Origin of the sequence: Paenibacillus sp. PL91 (assembly GCF_012935325.2) — a bacterium.
Lineage (GTDB): Bacteria > Bacillota > Bacilli > Paenibacillales > Paenibacillaceae > Pristimantibacillus.
Genome location: NZ_JABBYG020000005.1, coordinates 34,553 through 59,750, shown reverse-complemented (window position 1 = coordinate 59,750; position 25,198 = coordinate 34,553). Strand labels below are relative to the sequence as shown.

Here is a 25,198-nt window from a genome sequence, read left to right as displayed (position 1 = left end):
CGCTACGTGTGCGGCATTCGCTGGAGCGTGGTTGAACCGTATGTACCCTCGCTCAGCGAGACTTGTCACTGCCCGTTCAACATCAAAAAAACCGCTCCAGCGAGGGAGCGGTCGAAGTGTGTCGTCATGCGCGCAACATCAAACGAAGATTTCCCCCGGCTTGATGCAGCTTTGAAAGTCATCCCTTCCAGCTGGCGTTCCAGCTGGATTCGGCGGAGCTTTCACGCGCAGTTGCATAAACGCACAATCCCACTTTCCTACGCTGGCATAACCCAGATCAGGTTCAAAGGGACCAAAGCATTATGCTTTATCTCAGCCATTACGGCGCCCCTAGTGGATATCCTTGTTTGACTATAACGTTAAGCGAATAAAGGTGTCAACCCTCTATTTAACTTCCACATGCAAAATAGGACCAACTACATGCCGCTTTCCTTCAGCAGCTTCACCCAGCGATCTGCCGTATGACGCCATGTGAAGGTCTGCTCGACACGCTCTCGGCTCCGCTTGCCCAGCTTCTGCCTCAGCTGCTTATCCCGCAGCAATAGATGCAGCTTCTCTCTCAGCTCCGATTCAACGTGCGCTTGATTGACCAAATAGCCGGTCTCGCCGCTTCGGATAATCTCCTTCATCCCGCCCGCACGGGTAGCTATGACGGGTACGCCGCAGGACATCGCCTCCACATTGACGAGCCCGAATGCTTCCCTCTGCCCGGATGGAACGACAGCTACATCTGCTACCAGCATCCAGCCTGGCACCTCGGTATGCGGCACGTAAGGCACAAACCGAACATGGCCTGGGCATTTGCGCCCCAGCCTTTCAAGCTTGCGCGCATACGCGGTCTTGCGATGCGAGCCATAAAACGGGCTGCCGACGATGACGACAACAAGCTCGGGATGGCTTTTGACAAGCTGCGGGACAACGTTCAGCAAATGGTGAACGCCTTTAAGCGGAATGAGCCTTCCCATGAACAGCACCACTTTTTTACCGGTCAGCCCTCTTTTTTTGCGCAAGCTCTCCCTTTTTGCAGCGCCTTCCGCGGAATACTGTGATGGGAAGCGTACCGTATCGACCCCGGGGTAAATGACTCGCAGCTTAGATGAGACCTCTGGCACTTTGGACACGACGATTCGCCTAATAAATTCGCTATTCACAATGATTTTATCCGCTGCCTGCAAGCATTGGTGCAGCTTGGCAGGCGAGATATAAGATGGCGAAATAAAAGTAGAGGAATGCAAATAAAGCCAGACTCGTTTGCCTGGATTCATCTGCTTCATTGTCAGCACATATTGCGGACGGTTCTCCACGTCAATGACATGAGGAGAAAACCGCTGCACCGCGAGCCCAACATCATGAATATATCGCTGCTTGCTGCGGGCTGGAAACCGTTCACAAACAACACCCTTAAACTGTCCCTGACGCGGCAGCTTTTTGCTTAATTTCCCATAAATACGCGGCTCTGCGTAAGGCATCAGCAGCGGGGCGAATTTCTCAACCACCCGCTCTACCGAGCTGCTTCCTTGCGACGGAATTGGGAACGAGCCGGGGGTAACAATCGCTACTTTGATTGGTGCCATCTCATCGGATGCCTCCTACATGATCTGCTTATTTTGCAGTATCATACGCTCCTAGAAATGGTTTTGACACGGCCCCTACACAGCCTAAAGCTTGAACTTCATCTGGAATAATCCAGCCTTGCGAGCCGCCATGTAGATAATAACGACTAACGGTCCAATAAATACGCCGATTACGCCGACCAGCTTGAAGCCCACGTATAAGCTGACGAGTGCTGACAACGACCCGATTCCGACGGAATCGCCAAGAATTTTCGGCTCCACGATGCGGCGGAACACCGTTATTACGAGGAACAGAACGATAAGCCCAATACCTACAAACATATTCCCGGTAAGCAACAAATAACTTCCCCACGGGACAAGCACCGAGCCTGTTCCAAGAATCGGCATGATATCAACGATAATAATAAGCAATGCGATCGCCAGCGGATACTTCACGTCAAGCACCAGCAAGCCGATCAAAGAGATAATATATGTAAGAGCACTCAAAATGAACTGCGAGCGCAGAAAGCCGAAAATCGACTTTTTGAGATTGTTAAGCAAGTCATTTACTTGCGGCTGCGACTTCTCTTCAAACAACGACAGGACGGTGGCCTTCATCGTATTCAGACTGAAGCTCATCATGTATACTGCGACTAAGAAAACGATAAAGAAGATAAACATGCCTGGAATGCTGGAAGCGAACGCAATAACGGTATTAGACAAGGTGCCTACCATTTTGGTCAGTGTACTTGTTAATCCCATTAGCCAGTTTTCCAGCGTTTCAATCGCATCAGGCGGGAAATTTTGATATAGCGATTGAGCCTGCACCATCAGATCGTCAACCATTTCATTCGCATTTTCAAAATAGTTCGGCACTTTTTTGAAGAAAGCGATAAGCTCAGCTACAACTTTGACCCCTAGCAGCGCGATTAAGCCTATGAGAATAATCGTAAACAAGCTGCTTGATATCGTCGCCGCCAAGAGCCGGTTCATTCGAAACTTTTTCATAAAAAGCTGGTTCAGCGGCTCAAGAAAAATCGCTACGACAAGCGCAAGCAGGAACGGCGCTCCTACTGTAAAAAACAGATAGAGCAGCAGCAATCCCAGTCCAACAAATATGATTGTCTTGATCGACAACAGCTTCTCCTCCTCTCTCTTATTCTATATGCGTCTTAAATCGCTATTAAGCCTGAATAAATTGCTTTCCAGCAAGCTAGTCGATCACCGCGCTGCGTGCATGGAAATTAACATCCTTATAGTACATATCCTTAACGAGCAAATTAGGTCCGCAGCATGCCGCGGCCGGACAATGGCAATTCACGCTTTGGGCAAGCGAATGACCGAGCCATTTATCGAATAAATCCTCCAGCTTCGAGCTGCCAATGTTGCCAAAAGCAGGAACGTCGGAGAAATCCGTTACGAATACATCGCCGGTAAACAAATTGACGTTTAACCGATTTCGGCCGTCCGGATCGTTGCGGATCGTCACATTCGGCTCTTCCGATAATCTTCTCAGCAGCTTGCGCTCGAGAGGGTTGTCGCTGCATTGGTAGAAGGGCAGCGTTCCGAACAGCATCCAGATCGATTTGTCTCTTGCCTGCAGGAGCCGATCGATAGCCTCCAGCATTTGTTCGCGAGTAAGCACTGGCAAATCCTTCGCGAAGGAGCTCGGATACATCGGGTGAACCTCATGCCGCTGACAGCCCATATCCACGATCAGCTTATGGATTTCATCGATTTTGTCATACGTTCTATAATTGATCATCGATTCCGCAGAAACGAGTACGCCGGTCTCGCTGAGACGGCGCGTGTTGTCGATCATTCTCTCGTAAAGCTTGGTTGCCGCCTCTAGCGACACGTGGTGCCCTGCTTTAGCGAATCCGATTTGGTGAAAATCTTCCGGAGACGTATAGTTAAACGAGATGTGCATAACGTCGAGATAAGGGGCGAGCTGCTCATACCGGCTATATGGAAGCGTTACATTCGAATTGATTTGAGAACGAATGCCGCGGCTGCGGGCATACTGAAGCAGCGGTACCATATATTCGCGTACTGTCCGATCAGAGAAGGAGGGCTCCCCGCCGGTTATGCTGATCGTCTCTAAATGCTCCACTTCGTCCAGTCGGTCCAGCATCTGCTTAAGCGGCAGCTTGGCGGGTTCGGATATTACGAGTGTATCACCAACGGCGCAATGCTCGCACCGCATATTGCAGAGGTTCGAAACGGTCATTTCCACGCTTGTCAAACGATGTCTTCCATATTGCTGCAGCGAACGAATGGGATCCCACGGATCATTCATAGGCGATAATGCGGATAGCGGTCTACTTGTTTGTTGCAAATCTATTGTATTCATTTTCTTCAGCACCTGACTTATTATCTGGAATGAAACATTCTTGTTTTATTGTAATGCGCGACTGCGAAGGAAGCAAATAAAACGAAAAAAAAAAGAAGAAAAAAGGAGCCACATCGGCTCCCCACGCTCATCATCAATTAAATACCAGAGGCATGCTGTACTTCAGCAGAGTCGTCATTTACGCTTACGATCATCATCGTCAGCTGCTTCGACAAATCAACTTCATACGGACATGCAAGCTCTTCTCCCGCTTCATTATACAAGACGCGTACAATCGGCCTATGCGGATAAGAGTGATTAAGATCCGCGACAATACCCGATACGCCCGATTGCAGCTTAACTGTTATCCCGATTGGATAAATAGCTACCTTGTCACGGAACAGCTGAACCATTTTTTGCTCATAAAGGGTCCCAGTTCCTGCGTACAACCGCTCAATCGCATGATGAGGAAGCATTGGCGAGCTATAGACCCGATTTGTTGTCATCGCATCGTACGAATCAACAAGCCCGATCCACTTTGCATAATCATGAATCTCATTGCCCTTGATGCCGCGCGGATAACCGCTTCCGTCAATACGCTCATGATGCTGGAAAGCACAGTGGGCTACTAGCAGCGGGAGGTTAGGCTCATCCTTCAATAGCTCGTAGCCGATTTTCGCATGCTGCTTCATCGCCTCGAATTCCTCTTTCGAGAGGGATCCGGGCTTCCTTAACACATCGATCGCAATTTGCGTTTTGCCGATGTCATGCAGAAGCGCACCCATGCCAAGCGTCGTAAGCTCCTCCTTCGAGTAGCCGTTCGACATGCCGAGCAGCGTCGTATAGACGCAAACATTCAAGGAATGCTGATACAAATAATGATCGACGGAGCTCATGTCCATCAGCATGATCATGGCGTCCTTATGGCTTGACAGATCATCGATGATCATATTCATCATTTGCTTGAATGGCTGGGCGATGTAAGGGTAGGTAACACCCTTCTTCCTTTTCGGCCGATCCATCATCTCTCGGAAACTCGTTCTAATTTCTTTGAGAGCGGACTTCATCGTTTCCTCGCTGATTAAGGAAGGCAATACAATATCGTCCGTTCTCGGATCTGCTATATAAACATATTGAATCCCGCATTGCTCCAAGCGGGAAATTAGACGATCAGTCAGCTCTATGTTTTCGCCGAGAAGGACGAGGCCTTCCTGAGAAAATATTTTTTTGGCAAGCTTCATACCTGGCCTGCATCTCGCAATTGGCAACAAACGCATTTTCTCGATCCTTCCCCATAAAAAGATATGCTAACTATTACATCGGAAAAAGCCGTTCGTAATGTTAATGTACGGGAAAAACGAGAAAATCGCAACCATTTTATACTATTTTTTCGACATATTTTGCCGGAAATCGGCATTTAATTTACTATTTCGATACATCGCTCCATCGTACTTGACGGCATTCGGCAATAGCGGAAAAATTTAGAAGCTGATCCGCTATAACGTCTCGAATAAATTCCGGCAAATAATAGGTGAATTGAACGGCATTGGCTAAAGACTCATAACCCGCCTTGAAGCTGAACATATCAATCGTGCCAATCGTATAAATCCGTTCATCAGCAAGCGGAGCTCCGTTTACTTCCGCTTTGATAATTCTGCTCATCGGCGGCCTCGTTGAATCATAAGTGACGGACAAGCCATCTATGGCAAGCGTACCGAGCACTTCGCCGCGAAAGCCATAGCCTTTGATCGGCTTGTTAATAAATTCAGGCAGCAGCGCTTGCTCCAGCGCTGCCCTTATATCTGTTCCGGCGATCGTCATCCTGCAAGGATTGATCGGCGACGGGCAGAGAGCGTGCAGCTCACCTGCTGTCACCTCTCCTTGCGCCAGGCCGCCAAGCAGTTGACCCGCATTGACGATGCCAATCTCGGCATCCGCCCAGCGCCGCAAGCCAGCGGCTAGCAGGTTGCTGAGCGGCGATTCACGGTCAATTCTGGCAGGCAGCGGTTCTGCAAGCTTCGCAATCACCCGGCTTAGTCGCTGCTGGCCCGACTTGCGATAACTGCTGATGATGGCTGCAGCATCTGGATGCTCTACAAAAGCGGACGTAGGCACGCAAGCTGCGCGGAACAGAGGACGGGCAGATACCGAGTCGAACCCGATTTCTACCCGTCCGATGTACTCCCCGAATTTGCCGGCTGCGCAAATGGTCGTGTCGCCGATGACAATCGGTTCCTCTAATAAATGATGGGTATGCGCTCCTAAAATGAGATCGATACCCAGCTGCTTCTCCGCCATTAGACGATCCGAGGTTATGCCAAGGTGAGACATCACGATCAATACATCAACCTGCTCTCTTAGCTTGAGAGCTTGCACTCTCACCTCTTCAAAGGGATCTGACACCTGCCAGCCAAGCAGCGAATAAAAATCATTGAAGGCCGCAGTAACGCCAATGATCCCGATGCGCAGTCCATTTTTATCAACAATGGTGCTCGGGAGAAGCCAATCCGGCTGTTCGCCAGTTGAGGAATCGCGCATATTAGCGCACACAACTGCAAAATTCGCTCGATTAACGTATGCGTCCGCTATCGTTTGAAAGGAATAAGTCAGTCCTTCATTATTGCCAAGCGTAATGACTTCATAGCCTGCATCATTCAGCAGTTCTACATTTACGATTCCGTCGCTGCCTTCCGTTTCTATCCGCATCCGATCCATATGATCGCCACAGTCTACGGTTAACACTTGGTCGCTGCCGTAGGTCCGCCGCTCCTCCGCGATGAAGGAAGCTATTTTGGCGGCATGCTCCAGACGGCTATGTATATCGTTGCTATGAAGGAGCACTACCCGTGTACGAAAGTTGTCCGTCAAATTCATGCACGCCTCCTCATTGCTTCGTGTAAGCGCCGCAAAGTCGCTCTATCTGTTCTTACGCAATTCATCAGCAGAAAATGTATGCTTGAATCCATAAGTCGCTTCTTCTTGATCAATTGCTGTATGGTTCACTATTTTAAGCTTGACGATACTCTTCACATTTAAGCATTTGCTGCTTCCATTAGGTACATAAAGACGAATAGGCCCTGTCTTCTTCAAGGGCTCGCCTTCTAGCTGATATAATACGGCAGCTTGATCAAGCTGCTCCCAAGGGATCTTTGCTTCAAAAGTATCTGCTGCCTCAACAATCAAATGTGTGGGCTTAATAGCTGCATCAGACTTGCCCGCATGCTGAAGCCACCCCAAATACCATCCATGCCAATCAAACGCTTCTCCTGCCGTCTCTGGCACTCTATCCGCTATGGGGAAGCTTGCTCCTGCTAGCTCAGCCATCTCGGCTGGGCTAGTCTCAGACAAGCCCAGCTCAAAATGCTCGATTCTGATCTCTTGCATCGGTAATCATCAGCCCCCTATTTGTGACATGCGCCTCTCCGTAGGCATGTGGGATTGCACGCCATCCGCCAGCTTGGCCGCCATCTCGTGGTTTTCTGGTTTAATATCCATCGCTCTCAGCAGCAAACGCTGCATTTCTTCCGGATGTCCGAAGGCATCCTTGACATTCAATTCATCCACCCAATAAAGGCATGGTTTTATTGATCCGTCAGCCGTTAAGCGCAGCCGATTGCAGTTGCTGCAGAAATGGTCGCTTATCGGGTGAATGAGCCCAAACGAGCCACGTCCGCCCTTCATTTGCCAGTCGTCCGAAGGTCCGTTACCGTGCACATTAGGCCCGCGGCTAATCGCATAACCCTCTTGCTCCGCTACTTCCAGTACGCGGGAAAGCGGCAAATAGTGTTTTTTCCAATTTTCATCGGCATGGCCGATCGGCATATATTCTATAAATCTGACATGCATCGGCTGCTCGTAGGCAAGCTTAAGAAATGCGGCAATTTCGTCCTCGTTGACTTCCTTTAGAAGCACGCAGTTCAGCTTAATTGGATCGAAGCCCACCGCTGCGGCTGCTTCGATTCCTTCCATCACGCGCTTTAATTCGCCACGCCTCGCGATAAAGCGAAATCTGGCGGCGTCTAGCGTATCCAAACTTATATTAACGCGATTCAAGCCTGCTGCTCGAAGCGCTTCTGCTTGCTTGGCTAGAAAAATCCCATTGGTCGTTAATGCAATATCGCGAATGCCGGAAATGGCAGATAATCGGCTAATCAAACCGTCCAAACCCGGACGAATAAGCGGCTCTCCGCCCGTAATGCGCAGCTTCGTAATGCCAAGCGCCGCACCCGCTTCGACCACCTCTACAATTTGATCATAGGATAGCAAATTTTCAGATTCCGTGAATTCCATTCCTTCCTCAGGCATGCAATACAAACATCGCAAATTACAACGATCCGTTACTGAAATTCGCAAATAATCGTGTACCCGTCCAAAACGATCCGTCAATGTCGGCATGAATCTCACTTCCTTTCTGTCTATGTAACAGCATAACATTTTTTTTTGAATTATGATATTCTATAAACAGCTTTGAGCCTAAACGATGAGAGGTTTTATGCCATGAAATATATTTGGACAATCAAACTATTTGCCGGGCTTCCCGAGCGTCTCGGAGTCCCGTCCATAACGCTGCAATCCGATGTCGATCGGATGAGTGCCGCCGAGCTGAAAGCAGCCATTTCTGCTGAATATGCCGAGCATAAAGCATTAATTCAAATTGCGTTTATCGCTCGAAACCATGCCTACGCTGCCGAGGATACGATTTTGCATGCCTCGGATGAGCTTGCTTTGCTTCCCCCAGTCTCTGGCGGCGAGGAGCTGCAGAAGCCAGCCAGAGAGGCTGCTCCTCGCTTTGTCGTAACTTCCGACGTCATTAGCTCGGATGACGTGCTTGCTAAAGTGATTGTGCCCGAGCACGGCGCCGCCATCGCTTTCGTTGGGACAACGCGCGAATGGACGCATGGCCAGCGTACAGTGAGGCTGGAATATGAGGCCTACGCCCCTATGGCCGTTGCGACTATGCAGCAAATCGGCGATGAAATCGCCGAGCGCTGGCAGGGCGCTTTATGCGCGATCAGCCACCGCATTGGAGTAGTCGGTTTAGCGGAGACCAGCGTCGTTATCGCTGTGTCGTCCCCCCATCGAGATAGCTGCTATGAGGCGAGCAGATATGCCATTGAACGTCTAAAACAAATCGTACCTATATGGAAAAAAGAGATTTGGGAGGACGGCTCCGAATGGAAGGGTCATCAACTCGGCCCTTGGAATCCGACCGAGCATTTATCCGATTTTTAGCGAGCTTTTTTTGAAGCTATGAATTCATGAAGCTCTTAAGGAGATTATATAAGATGAACAAACCAAATAAAGAAGGGCTTGAAACAGCCGTCTCCAAAACACCAGCTTCTTCAAGCTCTGCTCGCTATGCAAGACAAATCCGGTTCACGCCAGTCGGGGAGCAAGGACAGCAGCAGCTTGCAGGCAGTCGCGCAGCTGTCGTTGGGATGGGTGCTCTTGGCTCCGTCATCGCTCAGCACCTCGTAAGATCTGGCGTCGGATATGTTCGAATAATAGACCGGGATATTATTGAATGGAGCAATTTACAAAGACAGATGCTTTATACGGAGCAGGATGTACTCGCTCTTCTCCCTAAAGCGCAGGCTGCGGCTGTACATTTGCGGGCGATTAACAGCTCCGTCACGGTTGAGCCCGTCGTAGCCGATTTGACAGCAGTAAATGCAGAGGAAGTGCTGGGAGACGTTGATGTCATTATTGACGGCAGCGATAACTTTTCTGTCAGATACCTTATTAATGATTATTGTGCAAAAAATACCATTCCTTGGATTTATGGCGGAGCTGTTGGCGCGTCGGGCATGACGATGACCATTCTCCCAAATGATTCGGAGTCGCCTTGCTATCGCTGCCTATTTAATGAACCGCCCCCGCCCGGTACGACGGATACATGCGAGACTGCGGGCGTTATTTCGCCGATCGTAGATATTATTGGTTCCGTACAAGCAACCGAAGCGATCAAGCTGCTCTCTGGAAACAGGAAATCGCTGCATCGCACGCTGTTTCAGGTCGATCTCTGGAACCATGCTTGGATGCCAGTATCGGTTGCCAATGCGAAGCGCGGTGATTGTCTTTGCTGCGGACAGAAGCAGTTCGAGTTTCTCGATGAGCGTGTCTCTGAACCAGCTGCAGCGTCCCTTTGCGGCCGCCATTCCGTGCAAATTACACCAAACCAACCGGTCGCGCTTAACTTGGATGAGCTGTCCATCAGGTTGAAGCCGATCGGCACCGTCACGACAAATCGCTTCTTGCTGCGCATTGCTGTTTCAGATACCTTGACTTTTATCCTATTCAGCGATGGCCGCGCTATCGTTCAAGGTACCGATGAATTAACAAAAGCAAGAGCTATTTATGCGGAAATATTAGGTATTTAGTCTTTATCTTAGAATCCTCTTATTGCCAATCCATTCATTCATTGCTACTATTGTAGGTACATTAGTTACTACAGTTAATAGAGGTGTCTTGATGAGGGTTCATGTAACAGAATTAATCAATGGAGACCGATTAAGCAATGATACATTTAACAATTACGGACTTCATGTACTCTCCAAAGGAACAACCGTATATGAACAAGAAATATCAAGGTTATTTCAGCATCAGATTGAATATGTCGATATCGACGAGAGAGCCAGCGAAGAAGCCTCGCCTCGAACCCTAGAATCTACAGTGAATCCAAAATGGCTGCCTACTATGCAGCCTATATACGAAAACGCTGTCAAAAACATTGAAGGGCTGTTCGCGAAAGCGCTGAATCAAGGTGAAATCGACGATGAAGAAGTATCGTCCATGCTTGATCCTTTGCTCGGCAATCTTCAATTAGAACGTGATGTCGTATCTATGCTTCTGTTGCTCAACACCAAGGACGACTACACTTACCAGCATTCCGTGCAGGTAGGCATGCTCTCCTACTACCTAGCCACTTGGGTTGGGTATTCTAATGAAGAAGCCATTCAAATTGGCAAAGCAGGCTTTCTGCACGATATTGGAAAATGCCGTATCCCGGAAAGCGTCTTAAATAAACCAGGACGTCTTACTAATGAAGAATACGAAGAAGTGAAGAAGCATACGATCTACGGCCATGATATTATTTCCAGCTCCATCAGCGAGCCATACGTAGCGATTGGCGCGCTGCAGCACCACGAACGAAATGACGGCACTGGATACCCTCACGGCTTAAGCGGCGACGAGATCCATCCAGTATCCAAAATCATATCTGTAGTCGATATTTACAGTGCGATGATCTCTCAGCGTGTGTATCAGCAGAAACGCGATTTGCTGTTCGTACTCAAGGAACTGTACCGTCTGAGCTTCAACGAGCTTGATCCTTTTACGACACATACGTTCATCAAGCATATGATGCCAAATTTCATCGGCAAGCGCGTAGAGCTGGTAAGCGGTGAGATCGGCATTATTGTCATGACCCACCCAACCGAATTTTTCCGTCCGCTCATTCAAGTTGACGATCAGTTCATTGACATGTCGATTGAGCGTGAATATGAGATCCAGCAAGTTCATATGTAGGCTTTCGCCGATCAACCTCAATATCGATCATAGATCGACGTTGAGGTTTTTTGTTTTTCCATTAAGAAAAACTATTTCCTTCATCTCTTAAACGATAAACCCAAAAAAAAAGAACAAGCCCCTTTGCAGAGGCTTGATCTTTTAAAACTACTAGTCAACTGATGGAACCTTAATTTCTAATTTTGTTTTCTACTATTAACTGAATTAATTAGGCTAATTTTTCAATAACAATAGAAGCACTTACGGTCGGTGTACCTCCACCGATAGCATTTTGTAGTGTTTGAGCACCCATATTGTCAATGCGATTCAGCGTTAAAACACCGCCTGCTGTTAATTGAGCGACAACTTGCCCTTGGTAAGGATTATTGCCTGCACCTGAGCCATAATTGCTGCAAAGAACCAATGCAGCTGGTGCCGCACCTGCAGGATCAAAGAACAATCCAAATGCACTGTCGCCGGCAGTTGGGAATACTTCCCAGCTAATATTGTAAGTTCCAGTCTCGTTAATAACAATACTTGATGGAGGAGCAAACGTAAGGGCTGTAGCATTTATAAGTGAATCAGTAAAGGTCACTGCCCCTCCTTGCCCACCTGGGACAGGCGCTGCTGCAACAGTTTGTGCTGAAGTGCTGCATAGGAAAGCAAAATCCGATATCCCTCCGGCAGGTCCTTGAGGACCCGTTACGCCTTGAGGTCCTACTGGGCCAAGAGGCCCTTGAATTCCTTGTGCGCCTTGTACGCCTTGAGGCCCCTGTGGTCCCGCAGGTCCCGGTACAGGAGTGACATTAACAACTGGTGTTGGACAAGTGACCCTTACGATTTTCTTTTTCACAATAATATTTTTCTTTGCATGTTTTTTCGGCTTACAGACAACTACAACCTTTTTTTTGTAACAACATTTTTTAGACTTTTTTCTTGTACAATACTTCAAAACAGCACCTCCTTGGGATTTGAAATATCCTACGTGAAAGTGCTTCTAGCTGGAAGGACTTATACCTAGCAACCTAGTAGACTTTTAACCATTTTTCAATAAAGAGGTTATTGCGGAGGGGCAATCGTGTAGAAAATCTGGACTCTTTGAAAAAACACCTAATCAAATTAAGCATAATTTTCATAGATTAATAGAATGTGCTTCTACAGCATGTTTTTTCACCTCATAAAATAAAAAAAGAACCCGTAGAAAATATCTACGGATTCAGTAATTTACTACTTTTTATTAACCGATGGAGCCTTCCATCTCGAACTTGATCAAACGGTTCATCTCTACCGCGTATTCCATCGGCAGCTCTTTCGTGAACGGCTCGATGAAGCCCATTACGATCATTTGCGTTGCTTCCGCTTCGCTCAGACCGCGGCTCATGAGGTAGAACAATTGATCCTCAGAAACCTTCGATACGGTTGCTTCATGCTCAAGCGTGATGTTATCGTTCAAAATCTCGTTATAAGGAATCGTATCCGAAGTCGATTCATTATCGAGGATGAGCGTATCACATTTGATGTTTGCTTTTGCGCCGTCAGAGTTGCGTCCGAACGATGCAAGTCCACGGTACGTTACTTTACCGCCATGTTTACTGATCGACTTCGAAATGATCGTCGAGCTTGTGTCAGGTGCAAGGTGAGTCATTTTAGCGCCTGCATCCTGATGCTGGCCTTTGCCGGCAACGGCAATCGACAATACCATGCCTTTTGCGCCGCGACCGCGTAGAACAACGGCTGGGTACTTCATCGTCAGCTTGGAGCCGATGTTTCCATCTACCCATTCCATTGTCGCGTTCTCATCAGCTACCGCACGTTTTGTAACAAGGTTATAAATGTTTGGTGCCCAGTTTTGAATCGTCGTGTAACGAACTCGAGCATTTTTCTTAACCAGGATCTCAACAACTGCGCTATGCAGCGAGTTCGTGCTGTATACCGGAGCCGTACAGCCTTCTACATAGTGAACCGAGCTGTCTTCATCGGCAATGATGAGCGTACGCTCGAATTGGCCCATGTTCTCGGAGTTGATGCGGAAGTAGGCTTGCAATGGAACTTCACATTTTACGCCTTTTGGCACATAGATGAAGCTGCCGCCCGACCATACCGCACTGTTCAAAGCAGCGAATTTATTATCATTCGGAGGGATAATCGTTCCGAAATATTCTTTCATCAGATCTGGATATTCGCGAAGCGCTGTATCGGTATCGGTAAAGATAACGCCTTGCTTCTCAAGATCCTCTTGCATGCTGTGGTATACGACCTCGGACTCGTATTGAGCCGATACGCCGGCAAGAAACTTTTGCTCAGCTTCTGGAATACCCAGCTTGTCGAACGTTTCTTTAATCTCGGAAGGAACTTCCTCCCAAGTCTTGCCTTGCTTATCGGAAGCACGTACATAATATTGGATGTCGTCAAAATCAAGCTCATCCATGTTGCCGCCCCATTTAGGCATCGGCATTTTGAAAAACTGCTCAAGCGATTTCAAGCGGAAATCAAGCATCCACTGCGGCTCGTTTTTAATTTCCGAAATCGTACGAACGATTTCTTCCGTTAATCCTTTGCCTGATTCGAATACGGCTTTGTGCTCGTCACGGAAACCATACTTATAATCTTCCATTTCCGGCATTGATTTAGCCATGGTCATTCACGCTCCTCATAAATCTAGTTTAATGTGATTCTTGCTGCTGCTCGATTCCTTTGCGCAAGGCGTTCCACGCAAGAGTCGCGCACTTGATTCGTGCAGGAAATTTGTTTACCCCCGAAAGTGCATCCAATTCCTCATATTCGTCAAATTCAACCGGTTCGCCCTTCATTAGAGCCGAGAACTTCTCAGCCATGGCAAGCGCCTCGTCAAAGGATTTCCCTTTTACCGCCTCTGTCATCATCGATGCGGAGCTCATGCTGATCGAACAGCCTTCGCCGCTAAATTTCGCATCGGAAACTTTGCCATCTACAACTTGAAGCTGTAGCGAAATGCGATCGCCGCAGGTTGGGTTGTTCAGGTTGATCGTAACCGATTCTTCATTCATCGTGCCGCGATTTCTAGGGTTTTTATAATGATCCATAATTACTCTGCGATATAAATCATCCAATTGCATGACCGAAGAACTCCTTCGTTTGTAGTAATGCATCGGCTAAGCGGTCAATGTCATTTTCCGTATTATATAGATAAAAGCTTGCTCTTGCCGTTGCCGATACATTCAGCCAGCGCATAAGCGGCTGGCAGCAATGATGGCCTGCGCGCACCGCGATACCTTTGGAATCCAGTACGGTCGCTACGTCATGCGGATGTACATCCTCCAAATTGAAGGTTACGAGTCCAACACGATTTTCCTTAGGCCCGTACAAGGTAATCCCCTCGAGTGACGACAGCTTCTCGTAAGCATATGTTGCCAAACGTCTCTCATGCTGATCGATTTCATCAAGTCCGATTTCTTGCAAAAAGTCGATTGCCGCTCCAAGTCCGACAGCACCCGCAATAATGGGAGTACCGCCTTCGAAGCGATAAGGAATCTCTTTCCACGTGGACTCATATAGATCAACAAAATCGATCATTTCGCCGCCATACTCGATCGGTTCCATATTGTTCAGCAGCGATTTCTTGCCATACAATGCGCCGATGCCCGTAGGACCACACATTTTATGACCGGAAAACGCATAAAAATCTACGTCTAAATCCTGCAAGTCAATCTTCATATGCGGCGTGCTTTGCGCACCGTCTACAACCATTATAGCACCATTGCGGTGAGCAATTCGCGTAATTTCCTTGATCGGATTAATAAGGCCGAGCACATTCGATACGTAGGTGATCGAGACCACCTTCGTTTGCGGCGTGATCGTCTTCTCTACGTCCTCAAGCGAGATCGTTCCGTCAGGCTGCATAGGAATATATTTCAACGTTGCGCCAGTCGCCTTAGCCGCTTGCTGCCAAGGGATTAAGTTACTATGATGCTCCATAGGCGTGATAACAATCTCGTCGCCTTCTTTGCACACCGAGCGTGCATAGCTGGAAGCAACCAGATTCAGACCCGTTGTCGTTCCGCGTGTAAATATGATTTGTTCTGGCGCTCCCGCGTTCAGCAATTTCGCTACCTTCTCGCGCGCTCCCTCATAGGCGTCAGTCGCCCTGGAACCGAGTGTATGCACACCGCGATGAACGTTCGCGTTATCCAACTCATAGTACCGTTTAACCGCATCAATGACGGAGCGCGGCTTCTGCGAAGATGCCGCGCTGTCCAGATAAACGAGCGGGTGCCCGTTTATTTCTTGATGCAATATCGGGAACTGCTCCCGAATCGCATTTATATTCATCCCTCTAGCTTCCTTTCGAGCAAACGCTGAAGCTGCCCGCGTACCGCCTCGACCGGAATTTCCGATACGACCGGAGCTAAAAAGCCGTAAATAATTAAACGTTCAGCGTCCTGCTTAGATATACCGCGTGACATCAGGTAATAGACCTGTTCCGGGTTAACTTGCCCTACGCTTGCCGCATGACCGGCAGTTACATCGTCTTCATCTATAAGCAAAATCGGATTGGCGTCGCCGCGCGCTTTCGGGCTCAGCATGAGCACCTTCTCGGTTTGTACACCGTTCGCTTTCGTCGCACCCTTCTCGATTTTTGTAATGCCGTTAATAATCGCTGAAGCGGAATCCTTCATTACGGCGCGGGTTACCATGTTGCTGTCGGAGCTTTTGCCGAAGTGAACAGCTTGTGTTGTCAAACTGTTTTGCTGGGCGTTTTTGCCGACGCTGATTACCTTCGCATCCGAAGTGGAGCCTGTGCCCTTCAGAATCGATTTCGTATCCGACAACGTGTTGCCGTCATTCAGATCGCCGATGATCCATTCCATCTGTCCATCGTTTTCAATGATGGAACGGCGGATCGACATATCAACGCCGGTCTCGCCCATATGGTGAATAGAGCTGAAACGAACGTGAGCGCCTGGCTTCACGAATATTTCTACGATGGATGGATGTACGAACGGGGCGCTGCTTGCGCCTGGCTCGGATACTACACAATCCACGTATGTCACTCGGCTATTATTGTCTGCAACAATAAGAATATGCGGAGCAAACGTCGCTTCTGCATTATCGTTGTAGAAAATAGCTTGTAGCGGAAGCTCTACTTCAACATTTTTCGGAACGTAGACGAATACTCCGCCATTCCAAAGTGCAGCATGAAGTGCTGTCAGCTTGTCTTCGTCCTTCGCAACCGCTTGGAACAAATATTTTTGAACGAGCTCGCCATGCTCCTTGCAAGCCGTCTCCAAATCGGTAAAAATAACGCCTTTGCCAGCATATTCGCTTGAGAACTGATTCCAAATTGTGCCGGAATTACGCTGTACCAGCAAATTTTCAGTTCCTTCTGTAATCAATTCACGAACAACCTCTGGAAGATCGCTGATCGCGTCAACCGATGTTGGCTGCTCATAGGTGCCGACTGCGTTTAAGTTCCAACGCTCAATCCGAACCTTCTCCGGCTTTGGCCAACCGAGTGTTCCGGCAAGCTCTGCCGCTTCTCCACGTAGTTCAACGAGCCAATTCGGCTCGCCTTTGCTGCGTGCCAGCGCTTCAGCAGCTTGACGGTTGGCCTGCGTCGATAGTTGTGTACTCATTCGTAATGCCCCCTTCTCCGCTTAGGCCTGGCCGACCGTTTCATCTACGATGCCAAGTTCTTCTTTAACCCAATCATAACCTTCGTTTTCCAGACGCTCTGCAAGCTCAGGACCACCTGATTTAACAATGCGGCCTTGCATCATAACGTGTACGAAATCCGGAGTAATATAGTTAAGCAAACGCTGATAGTGAGTAATGATAAGGAAGCCGCGATCTTCCGAACGCATTGCGTTTACGCCTTGCGAAACGATACGAAGCGCATCGATGTCAAGACCGGAATCGATCTCATCAAGAACAACGATTTTTGGATCAAGCAGCATCATTTGCAAAATTTCATTGCGTTTTTTCTCGCCGCCGGAGAAGCCTTCATTCAAGTAACGGTGAGCGAACTCAGCGTTCATTTCGAGATCCTTCATCTTGCTTTCCATTTGACGGATAAACTTGATTAGGGAAATTTCGTTGCCTTCGCCGCGGCGTGCATTAAGCGCGCTGCGCAAAAAGTCGGAATTTGTTACGCCTGGAATCTCGCTTGGGTATTGCATTGCTAGAAACAAGCCGGCAAGAGCACGCTCGTCAACGCCCATTTCAAGGATGTCTTCGCCGTTCAAAACAGCTTTGCCTTCTGTTACTTCATATTTAGGATGACCCATCAAAGCGGATGCCAGTGTGGATTTACCGGTACCGTTAGGGCCCATGATCGCGTGAATTTCTCCGCCTTTAATGTCAAGGTTAATTCCTTTTAAAATCTCTTTTCCGTCGATAGCCGCTTTCAGGCCTTCGATGACAAAATGCGTTGCCATAATATGCTGATCCCTCCAAGGTTGGTTTAATTCGCTCTGCCACGCCTACATAGATTTAAACTTTCTATATAGAGTGATTCTCAATGATTCTCAATAATCATTTTAATATAGTTTTTGTTATAAATCAATGCGAGATGCCCTGTTTTGCTGAATATGTCTCTTTTTAGAAGATAAAAAAGGTTAATATCAGTATATGTGCTCCTTATTTCAAAGCAAAAGAGAATATCAATTCTAGGTATAGCATCGCCAAATTAATCATTGCATTGATTTACGCGAGAGCCTGCTTGATTTTCTGAACCTCGGCGTCAAATTCCTTTGCTTCCAGTACAGGGGTCCGTTCAGGAGCAGTAAACTCATCTTCCAGTCTTACCCAAGATTTGCATCCGTTATAAGCAGCACGCATAGGTATTTCTATTGGCGCCGCCAAGCGGTATACTCGAAGAAGCAATACGTGCAGTGGCTTGGTTCGCTTCCAACGCAATCTTTCCTCGGCAAACGTATCCGTCCATATATGCAAATCGCGCAAACGATCCAGCGTCTCCTGATCGGTTATTTCAATGTCTTGGACGACCTCGGCGTACGATTCAAGCTTGATCGTCTCCATTTCCGAAGACCAATCCGCAAGCGTCTCGTCCATATCATCAGCGTATTGTTCTTTCAATAGATGCTTTTTCTGGTGCTCGTAAGCCGGCATGAAGTAGAAGTTCGGGCTGATCAATTGAAAATCACGCGTTTCTTCAATGATCCCGCCTTTGCGCATTACGATAATTTGCTTCCCTTCTGCCAGCGCCTTTACGCTTACAGCCCACTCCTTCAAAGCGATTGGCTGTTCGTTATTTAATGCAGTCATCATGCTTCCTCCATCCAACTTGTCTATAATAGATAACATTATATCAAACGAGGGTATTCCAAGGCGAAATAATATCCATTATACTATGTTGAGATGAATACTGGGCATTGCTGCCCGACTACTATGAACCGGAGGTGGACAGCCATGTCTGCATATCATCCATTAACTGAACAAGAAGCCATTCAAATAGCACTTTCACTCGACGGTTTTTTCCCTGAGGGGGCTGCATTAACAAGTCGTGAAATTGGCGACGGCAATTTAAATTTGGTTTTCCACATCACAGACTCTGCCAGCGGCAAAAGCCTCATTATGAAGCAAGCCCTGCCTTATGCTAAAGTTGTAGGTGAGTCGTGGCCGCTTACGCTTGATCGCGCGCGTATTGAGAGCGAGAAGCTTATTTTGGAGGGCGAGCTTGCTCCTGGTCTCGTTCCTGCCGTTTACAAGTATGACCCCGAGCTCTACCTTACGATCATGGAGGATCTAAGCGATCATATTATTATGCGGCAAGGGCTGATCGGCGGAACGCGCTATCCGAAATTTGCAGACGATATTTCCACGTTTATCGCCCGCACGTTATTTTTCACCTCGGATCTCGGACTGAACCAGCAGGAAAAGAAGCTTCGCGTGAAAGCCTTTATTAATCCGGAGCTGTGCAAAATAACGGAAGATCTTATTTTTGACGATCCTTATACAGACTCGCCTAACAACAGCTTTGATCCAGCCATCCGAGATGCCGCTGAAGCGCTTTGGCAGGATCAGGAGCTTCATTTGGAAGTAGCTATTTTGCGGGAAAAATTTTTGACAAACGCTCAAGCTTTGCTTCATGGGGACCTTCATACGGGTAGTGTATTTGTAACGCCGGAATCCACAAAGGTCATCGACCCTGAATTTGCCTATTACGGTCCTATCGGGTTCGATATCGGCGCGGTTATCGCAAATTTGCTTCTTAACTTTGCCGGCCAAGAGCATTGGACCGCCGATTCGGACAAGCGCAGCGACTTCCGCCGTTATTTGACGGACACCGTGCGCGATGTTTGGCAATTGTTCGATCAAAAGTTCCGCGCACTATGGAATGAGCAAGGGTTAGACCGCATCGCTTCATCTACGCCCGCTTATCAGGACTATTACATGAATCGCTTGCTTCAAGATGCTATAGGCTTTGCCGGCTGCAAAATTGTTCGCCGAATCGTCGGCTTATCGCATGTCGTTGACATTGACCGCATTCCGGATGACGCAGCTCGCGAGCGGGCACAACGACTAGCGCTTGAAATTGGGACGTCGCTAATTCGCAGCAACCGAAAGGCGAAGTCCATAGAAGAAGTAATCGATGCTGCTATAACCGCAGCAAGCAAATGAATGAAGACAGAGAGGAATTGACATCATGACAACAAATTATGCAGGCTTGCAATCGGTTATATGGACAGAAGGCAGGCTCGACCTGCTAGACCAACGGCTGCTGCCTGAGGAAATCGTATATTTGCCCTTAACTACGGCAGAGGATGTATGGGAAGCCATTCGCCATCTAAAAGTTCGCGGAGCGCCGGCTATCGGGATTTCAGCCGCATACGGCGTCGTTCTCGGCAGCCGCGATGAGCAGTCGCTAGATGGTTGGCTCGCACAGGTTCGCAAACAAGCAGAGTACTTGGCTACATCGCGGCCTACCGCGGTTAACCTGTTCTGGGCGCTTGATCGCATGAAGGCGGCTGCCGCTGCCCTCCTTCAGCAGGGCTTGTCTCTTGAAGAGAGCAAAGCCGCTTTGCTTACGGAAGCCATCGCTATTCAAAGCGAAGATGAAGAAACGAACCGCTTGATCGGCGAGCACGCACTCTCGCTGTTCAAGGATGATATGGGCGTGCTTACCCACTGCAACGCCGGCGGACTTGCGACAGCCAAATACGGTACGGCGCTTGCTCCGTTCTACCTCGCTCTTGAGCGCGGCATCACGCTTCGCGTATATGCGGATGAGACTCGTCCTGTGCTGCAAGGAGCACGCTTGACTGCATTTGAATTGCAGCAGGCTGGCGTAGATGTGACGCTCATCTGCGATAATATGGCGGGTATGATAATGGCTAAAGGCTGGGTCGATGCGGTTATCGTCGGTACCGACCGCGTTGCCGCAAACGGCGATGTCGCCAACAAAATCGGGACTTACAGCGTTGCTGTTCTGGCGAAAGCTCACGGCATTCCATTCTATGTGGCCAGCCCGCTGTCAACGATCGACTTGGAAACGCCTACCGGCGCAGAAATTCCGATCGAGGAACGCAATGCGGAAGAAATAACAGAAGGCTTCGGCAAACGTACGGCACCGCAAGGGATCAAGGTTTACAATCCTGCCTTCGATGTAACGCCTAACGAATATGTAACAGCTATCATTACTGAAAAAGGTATTGTGCAGGCACCATACGATGTCAATTTGCGCAAGCTTTTCGAATAAGGAAAGAAACGAGTGTAAGCCCTGATCAGAAGCGCTTGGCAAACCAAATTGCCGCAAAGCTGATTAGGGCTTTTTTCTTTCCCATTATACCATTAGCTTTAGCGCTTCCGAGCCCTTCATCCCTACTACGATGCCCTTCTCTTCTGCTGTGTAGGTGACTGACTCCAATGGAGCTTCCATCAGCTCCTCCAGCGTTCGTACGCCAACCGCACGGCCGGCTACGATTTCCCTGTCCTTAAGCTTCTCATTCAACAGAGACACATCAAGCGCACCGCACATAATATATCCTTTGTCCGTCATAATGGCGAGCAAAGTTGTTTTGGGCAGCTTCACTTCAACGCCAAGAACGGTTTCCCCATTCTCCAGTGTAAAAGGAACCATTCGCATCATATAGGATCCACCCCCTTCGGTTCATGAATAAGAGGCATTGCATCATCATTATATGCAGAAATTTTTTTACAGTGTTGGATAAATGCTCATTAAATATGACTATATGAATTAGCTATATTAGTGGTATATTAGTACTATACAAAACCTTCCGGAGGTCCTATGGAAAAACATCCCTCATCCCTCAATCAGTCATCTTTTGTTTTCAATATTGAGGTGCTTGTTGAAGGAAGTAATAATGCTGTTGCGTTAGAGAAGCTTCTTCATGCGTTAAATAATCATTCGGAACTCGTTGATTTTCGCATATTGTCAGGCATTAAGCTAGGCGAGCTCATCGATGAGCGGAAACAGAACGCAGCAGCTACGCAAGACGTCCCTGTACAAGCAGTTGAAAGCAACGAAGTGAAATCCCATGCAAAAAGCGCAGACAAGCTTGAAGCGCCTTCGTTTGAGACTTTAAGCTATTTTGACAAAATAAGAGCAATCATGAAAAACAACACCTTAGTTAGGCTGATCGTAAACAAAGGCCTTGGCATCAAGCTCAACATCCCTTGCAGAATCATTAATATGGATGAAGCCGAAAATATCATTACGGTGTACCATGTAGACGAGAAGCAGGTTTATACGTTCCGTTTAAATGAAGTTGAAGATTTCACCTATTAATAAGCACTAAAAAAAACCGTTCAATGACTGTCCTAAAGCAGCCAATGAACGGTTTTTATATGTAGCCGGGTGTAAGCATGAGTTCGATACTGTCGCTTGTAACGGGAGGACTCCAAAAGTAGCCTTGCATTTCATCGCATTTATGCTTTCTTAAAAACTCCATCTGGCCTTCTGTCTCCACGCCTTCAGCGATGACCTGTATGTTCAAATTGTGAGCCATTGCGATAATGGCAGCCACGATCTCCGCATCGCTTGGATCCTGCTGAATATCCCGAACGAACGACCGATCAATTTTCAATCGATCAATCGGAAAGTTTTTTAAATAATGAAAGGAACTATAGCCGGTGCCAAAATCATCCACGCTAATATTGACGCCTAAATCCGTTAAATCCAGCAAGCACCGGGACACATGGCTGACATCCATCGTCATCGACTCCGTTATTTCCAAATCCAAATATTTAGCATCCAGACCTGTTTTCTCAAGCACGGCAGATACTTTGCTGGCTAGATCATTTTGAACGAATTGCCTAATGGATAAGTTGACGGATACCGGAATTGGCGGCAGCCCAGCGTCTTGCCACGCTTTGTTCTGACGGCATGCCTCTTCAAGCACCCAGTCGCCAATCTGTACGATCATTCCGCTCTCTTCCGCTAAAGGAATAAAGTCTCCTGGCGGTATCATTCCTTTGAGCGGGTGATTCCACCGTACTAGCGCCTCTACGCCAACCATCGTTCCAGAGACCAAATCATATTGCGGCTGGTAATGTAAAATAAATTCATCGCGCTGTATGGCGCGGTACATTTCATGCTGCAGCGTAAGGCGTTCAAACGACGAATTGCTCCAGCTCTCCGAATAAAGCAGGCAATCATTTTTACCGCTTTCCTTCACCTTTACAAGCGCCATATCGGCTTTCTTGATAAGCGCGTAGCTATCGTCATCCTCGTTGCGGTTCGTTACTGAACCAATGCTCGCTGTAATATGTAAAGGAAAACCGCTTAGCTCATACGGCTCTTCAATCGACCTCAGAAGCTGCTTCGACAGCTCAAGCAAATGCTTCTCAGATTGTACATTGCAATACAATAAGGCGAATTCATCACCTTCCATGCGAGCGGCAAAATCGTTGTCGGAAAGGTTTCTGTTTAATCGCTCGGCAACCTGCATAAGGAGAATATCGCCAAATTCGCGTCCAAAGGATGCATTGACGAGCTTAAAGCGGTCCAGATCCAAATAACAGATGCCGACTACCCGTTCTTCTTCCTTAGCCCTGACCAGCGTCTCGGTCAGCTTCATCTGAAACAATGTCCGGTTCGGCAGGCCTGTCATATCATCGTAATAGGCCATATAGCGAATCCGTTCAACGTTCCGTTTACGGTCGCTTAAATCCTGACTGATCAAAACAGTGCCGATTACCTCGTTATCCTGCAGCATTGGAGAGCATGTCACCTGTAGCTCCAATGGAAACCCGGAGCCATGCGTGATGTTAATGTTCGTCTGCTTCGTTTCTCCTAGCAAGGCATGCTCCAGCGAATCCTGCAGAGGCTGGCGGCTGGCAGGCTCGACTAGCCGTGAGATGGGCTCTCCCAGAAGCTCGGAGCGCTGATAGCCAAGCGTACGGCTTGACGCCTCGTTCATCTCCATGACGATGCCGCTTCTATTCAATATGGCAAGCGGTACGGCATCGGAACGAAGCAAGGTTTCAACGATTGCCGTATGATAGTTTTGAAAGCTGATCGTCACATTGCGTTTTATATAAACAATTATTGCGGTCACGAGTAGCGAAGCAGCAATGGCTGTAGCCGTCCACTTGTACATCGGATTTGAAATCAACAATAAGGCAACCACGATCCAAATCGCTGCAAGAGCTGCAAGCAGGCAGCTGATTATTATAGATCCGTTCGTTGATTGCTTGAGCTGAAGTCGCTTGTTTCTTTCAGGAAAACCATCCATCCGTTTCGTCACGCACAAACGTCCTTCCTCTTTTTCGAGTCAAGTGAGTGTTCGCTTTATTATAAACGATGCAATCGATCTGGTATAGAAATATTTACTAAAGTTATTTGTTTTTTTGTTACATTACAGTATATTATGTCGGCAACTCGAAATATTACATTTTTTTCAATATCATATTAGCTTTTTTTTATTGCTGCAACAATAACGCATGCCCAGCCGGCAAGTATAGCAACGCCGCCCAAAGGTGTAATGATGCCTAGCTTGGTAAAGCCGCTGACTGCAAGCACATAAAGGCTGCCGCTAAAGAGTACGGTCCCGCCTACAATGAGCCGGCCCCCGTTCAATACTAGCTTGCTTGAGCCGATTTGCTTAGCGAATAACGCAATCAGCATTAATCCTAAAGCGCTGTACATATGATATCTTACTCCCGTTTCGAACACTTCAAGGTAATGCTCCGTCAATTGTTTTTCTAATCCGTGAGCACCGAATGCGCCAAGCGCGATCGCAAGCGCCGCATTAATGGCGCCAATTGCAAAATATTTAGGAAACATGTAGTTTTCATTCCTTTCAAACTTGTGTATAATTTTACCGTAATTAGTAAAGGAGATGATAAATTTGGAAAATGAACGCACCAATGGAACTAACCTTCCACCCGAGAACGACCCTTTTGCCTCAAGACCAGTCTTCTCAAACGAGCCTTCTCCTTACGAAGGTCCAAAGAAGCATTCTGGACTTGGCATTGCATCCCTTATTATCGGTTTAATTTCAGTCGTTTTGCTTATTATTGCTATTGTATCAGGCTCCTCGTTCGCCGATCAAATCGGGAACAACAACCTGCCTGATCCTTCAGCGGATACAGCCGCTTTTCAAGCGTCTATCGAAGAGCTGGGACAAGAGGTACTCGCTTCTATGGTAATAGCCATCTTCTGCATCTTTGGCGCAGGCTTAATCTCGCTAGTAGGACTTATTTTGGCTATTATCGGCGCCTTCTCAAGCAAACGCCGCAAAGTATTCAGCGTAGTTGGCATTGTCCTGAACGTTCTCGTTTTTGTAGGCGGGATCGGATTGTTTTTTGCGGGCATTGCATCAATTGCTGCTAATGTCGCTTAAAA

At 47.8% G+C, this 25,198-nt stretch carries 24 protein-coding genes and 1 riboswitch; of the genes, 7 read left to right on the top strand and 17 right to left on the bottom strand.

The features are described 5' to 3' along the window. Nucleotides 1-237: 237 nt before the first annotated feature. Nucleotides 238-342: riboswitch (TPP riboswitch) on the bottom strand. A gap of 74 nt (nt 343-416) precedes the next feature. From HI950_RS13625 to moaA, 7 genes are all read right to left on the bottom strand, one after another. Further along, on the bottom strand, nt 417-1,574 hold the full coding sequence (locus tag HI950_RS13625; protein WP_169085355.1) for a glycosyltransferase family 4 protein: 1,158 nt from the start codon (nt 1,572-1,574) through the stop codon (nt 417-419). 84 nt (nt 1,575-1,658) lie between these two features. After that, nucleotides 1,659-2,690, bottom strand: coding sequence for a sporulation integral membrane protein YtvI (ytvI, locus tag HI950_RS13620; protein WP_169085357.1), 1,032 nt, complete (start codon nt 2,688-2,690; stop codon nt 1,659-1,661). Nucleotides 2,691-2,766: 76 nt separating this feature from the next. Further along, nucleotides 2,767-3,906: a radical SAM/CxCxxxxC motif protein YfkAB gene (yfkAB, locus tag HI950_RS13615; protein WP_169085359.1), complete on the bottom strand. Its 1,140-nt coding sequence runs from the start codon at nt 3,904-3,906 to the stop codon at nt 2,767-2,769. Nucleotides 3,907-4,043: 137 nt separating this feature from the next. After that, nucleotides 4,044-5,162 (bottom strand): HD-GYP domain-containing protein, encoded by a 1,119-nt coding sequence (locus tag HI950_RS13610; RefSeq protein WP_169085361.1) that lies wholly within the window; start codon nt 5,160-5,162, stop codon nt 4,044-4,046. Between the two features lie 148 nt (nt 5,163-5,310). Continuing rightward, nucleotides 5,311-6,759, bottom strand: a complete 1,449-nt coding sequence (locus tag HI950_RS13605; RefSeq protein WP_169085364.1) for a bifunctional metallophosphatase/5'-nucleotidase — start codon at nt 6,757-6,759, stop codon at nt 5,311-5,313. Between the two features lie 42 nt (nt 6,760-6,801). Then, on the bottom strand, nt 6,802-7,269 hold the full coding sequence (locus HI950_RS13600) for a hypothetical protein (protein WP_169085366.1): 468 nt from the start codon (nt 7,267-7,269) through the stop codon (nt 6,802-6,804). Between the two features lie 9 nt (nt 7,270-7,278). Next, nucleotides 7,279-8,280 (bottom strand): GTP 3',8-cyclase MoaA, encoded by a 1,002-nt coding sequence (gene moaA / locus HI950_RS13595; protein WP_169085368.1) that lies wholly within the window; start codon nt 8,278-8,280, stop codon nt 7,279-7,281. A 102-nt stretch (nt 8,281-8,382) separates the two neighbouring features. Here moaA and HI950_RS36670 point away from each other — a divergent pair, with 102 nt between their 5' ends. The 3 genes from HI950_RS36670 (at nt 8,383) to HI950_RS13580 (ending at nt 11,412) form a co-directional block, all read left to right on the top strand. Then, nucleotides 8,383-9,117: a molybdenum cofactor biosynthesis protein gene (locus HI950_RS36670; RefSeq protein ID WP_169085370.1), complete on the top strand. Its 735-nt coding sequence runs from the start codon at nt 8,383-8,385 to the stop codon at nt 9,115-9,117. A gap of 53 nt (nt 9,118-9,170) precedes the next feature. Continuing rightward, entirely contained in the window at nt 9,171-10,265 is a 1,095-nt protein-coding gene (locus HI950_RS13585) for a ThiF family adenylyltransferase (protein WP_169085372.1), read from the top strand. A gap of 91 nt (nt 10,266-10,356) precedes the next feature. Continuing rightward, entirely contained in the window at nt 10,357-11,412 is a 1,056-nt protein-coding gene (locus HI950_RS13580) for an HD-GYP domain-containing protein (RefSeq protein ID WP_169085374.1), read from the top strand. Between the two features lie 208 nt (nt 11,413-11,620). Here HI950_RS13580 and HI950_RS36410 read toward each other — a convergent pair whose 3' ends face one another. The 7 genes from HI950_RS36410 to HI950_RS13545 form a co-directional block, all read right to left on the bottom strand. Continuing rightward, nucleotides 11,621-12,343, bottom strand: coding sequence for a collagen-like protein (locus HI950_RS36410; protein WP_169085376.1), 723 nt, complete (start codon nt 12,341-12,343; stop codon nt 11,621-11,623). Nucleotides 12,344-12,628: 285 nt separating this feature from the next. Next, nucleotides 12,629-14,026 carry a Fe-S cluster assembly protein SufB gene (gene sufB, locus HI950_RS13570; protein WP_169085378.1) on the bottom strand — a complete coding sequence of 466 codons (1,398 nt, stop codon included), beginning with the start codon at nt 14,024-14,026 and terminating at the stop codon, nt 12,629-12,631. 28 nt (nt 14,027-14,054) lie between these two features. Next, a complete protein-coding gene (gene sufU / locus HI950_RS13565) occupies nt 14,055-14,486 on the bottom strand; it encodes a Fe-S cluster assembly sulfur transfer protein SufU (protein WP_053377319.1) in 432 nt (143 codons plus the stop codon). Beyond that, nucleotides 14,473-15,699 (bottom strand): cysteine desulfurase, encoded by a 1,227-nt coding sequence (locus HI950_RS13560; RefSeq protein ID WP_169085380.1) that lies wholly within the window; start codon nt 15,697-15,699, stop codon nt 14,473-14,475. The genes sufU and HI950_RS13560 overlap by 14 nt, the downstream gene beginning before the upstream one ends. Further along, nucleotides 15,696-17,003, bottom strand: a complete 1,308-nt coding sequence (sufD, locus tag HI950_RS13555; protein ID WP_169085382.1) for a Fe-S cluster assembly protein SufD — start codon at nt 17,001-17,003, stop codon at nt 15,696-15,698. The genes HI950_RS13560 and sufD overlap by 4 nt, the downstream gene beginning before the upstream one ends. 21 nt (nt 17,004-17,024) lie before the next feature. Then, nucleotides 17,025-17,804 carry a Fe-S cluster assembly ATPase SufC gene (gene sufC / locus HI950_RS13550; protein ID WP_053377322.1) on the bottom strand — a complete coding sequence of 260 codons (780 nt, stop codon included), beginning with the start codon at nt 17,802-17,804 and terminating at the stop codon, nt 17,025-17,027. Between the two features lie 268 nt (nt 17,805-18,072). Beyond that, nucleotides 18,073-18,657 carry a DUF1802 family protein gene (locus HI950_RS13545; protein WP_223285276.1) on the bottom strand — a complete coding sequence of 195 codons (585 nt, stop codon included), beginning with the start codon at nt 18,655-18,657 and terminating at the stop codon, nt 18,073-18,075. A gap of 141 nt (nt 18,658-18,798) precedes the next feature. Here HI950_RS13545 and mtnK point away from each other — a divergent pair, with 141 nt between their 5' ends. Continuing rightward, nucleotides 18,799-20,010, top strand: a complete 1,212-nt coding sequence (gene mtnK, locus HI950_RS13540; protein ID WP_169085384.1) for an S-methyl-5-thioribose kinase — start codon at nt 18,799-18,801, stop codon at nt 20,008-20,010. Between the two features lie 25 nt (nt 20,011-20,035). Further along, entirely contained in the window at nt 20,036-21,088 is a 1,053-nt protein-coding gene (gene mtnA, locus HI950_RS13535; RefSeq protein ID WP_169085386.1) for an S-methyl-5-thioribose-1-phosphate isomerase, read from the top strand. Between the two features lie 84 nt (nt 21,089-21,172). Here the strand turns inward: mtnA and HI950_RS13530 are convergent, their stop codons facing one another. Further along, entirely contained in the window at nt 21,173-21,478 is a 306-nt protein-coding gene (locus HI950_RS13530; protein ID WP_169085388.1) for a YunC family protein, read from the bottom strand. Nucleotides 21,479-21,637: 159 nt separating this feature from the next. Between HI950_RS13530 and HI950_RS13525 the strand changes: the two genes are divergently transcribed. Further along, entirely contained in the window at nt 21,638-22,138 is a 501-nt protein-coding gene (locus HI950_RS13525; protein ID WP_169085391.1) for a hypothetical protein, read from the top strand. A 55-nt stretch (nt 22,139-22,193) separates the two neighbouring features. Here the strand turns inward: HI950_RS13525 and HI950_RS13520 are convergent, their stop codons facing one another. Together HI950_RS13520 and HI950_RS13515 are read right to left on the bottom strand one after the other, a co-directional pair. Then, nucleotides 22,194-24,098: a putative bifunctional diguanylate cyclase/phosphodiesterase gene (locus HI950_RS13520; RefSeq protein ID WP_317618355.1), complete on the bottom strand. Its 1,905-nt coding sequence runs from the start codon at nt 24,096-24,098 to the stop codon at nt 22,194-22,196. Nucleotides 24,099-24,262: 164 nt separating this feature from the next. After that, nucleotides 24,263-24,637, bottom strand: coding sequence for a DUF423 domain-containing protein (locus HI950_RS13515; protein ID WP_169085393.1), 375 nt, complete (start codon nt 24,635-24,637; stop codon nt 24,263-24,265). 64 nt (nt 24,638-24,701) lie between these two features. Between HI950_RS13515 and HI950_RS13510 the strand changes: the two genes are divergently transcribed. Beyond that, nucleotides 24,702-25,196: a hypothetical protein gene (locus HI950_RS13510; protein WP_169085395.1), complete on the top strand. Its 495-nt coding sequence runs from the start codon at nt 24,702-24,704 to the stop codon at nt 25,194-25,196. The last annotated feature ends 2 nt before the right edge of the window (nt 25,197-25,198 follow it).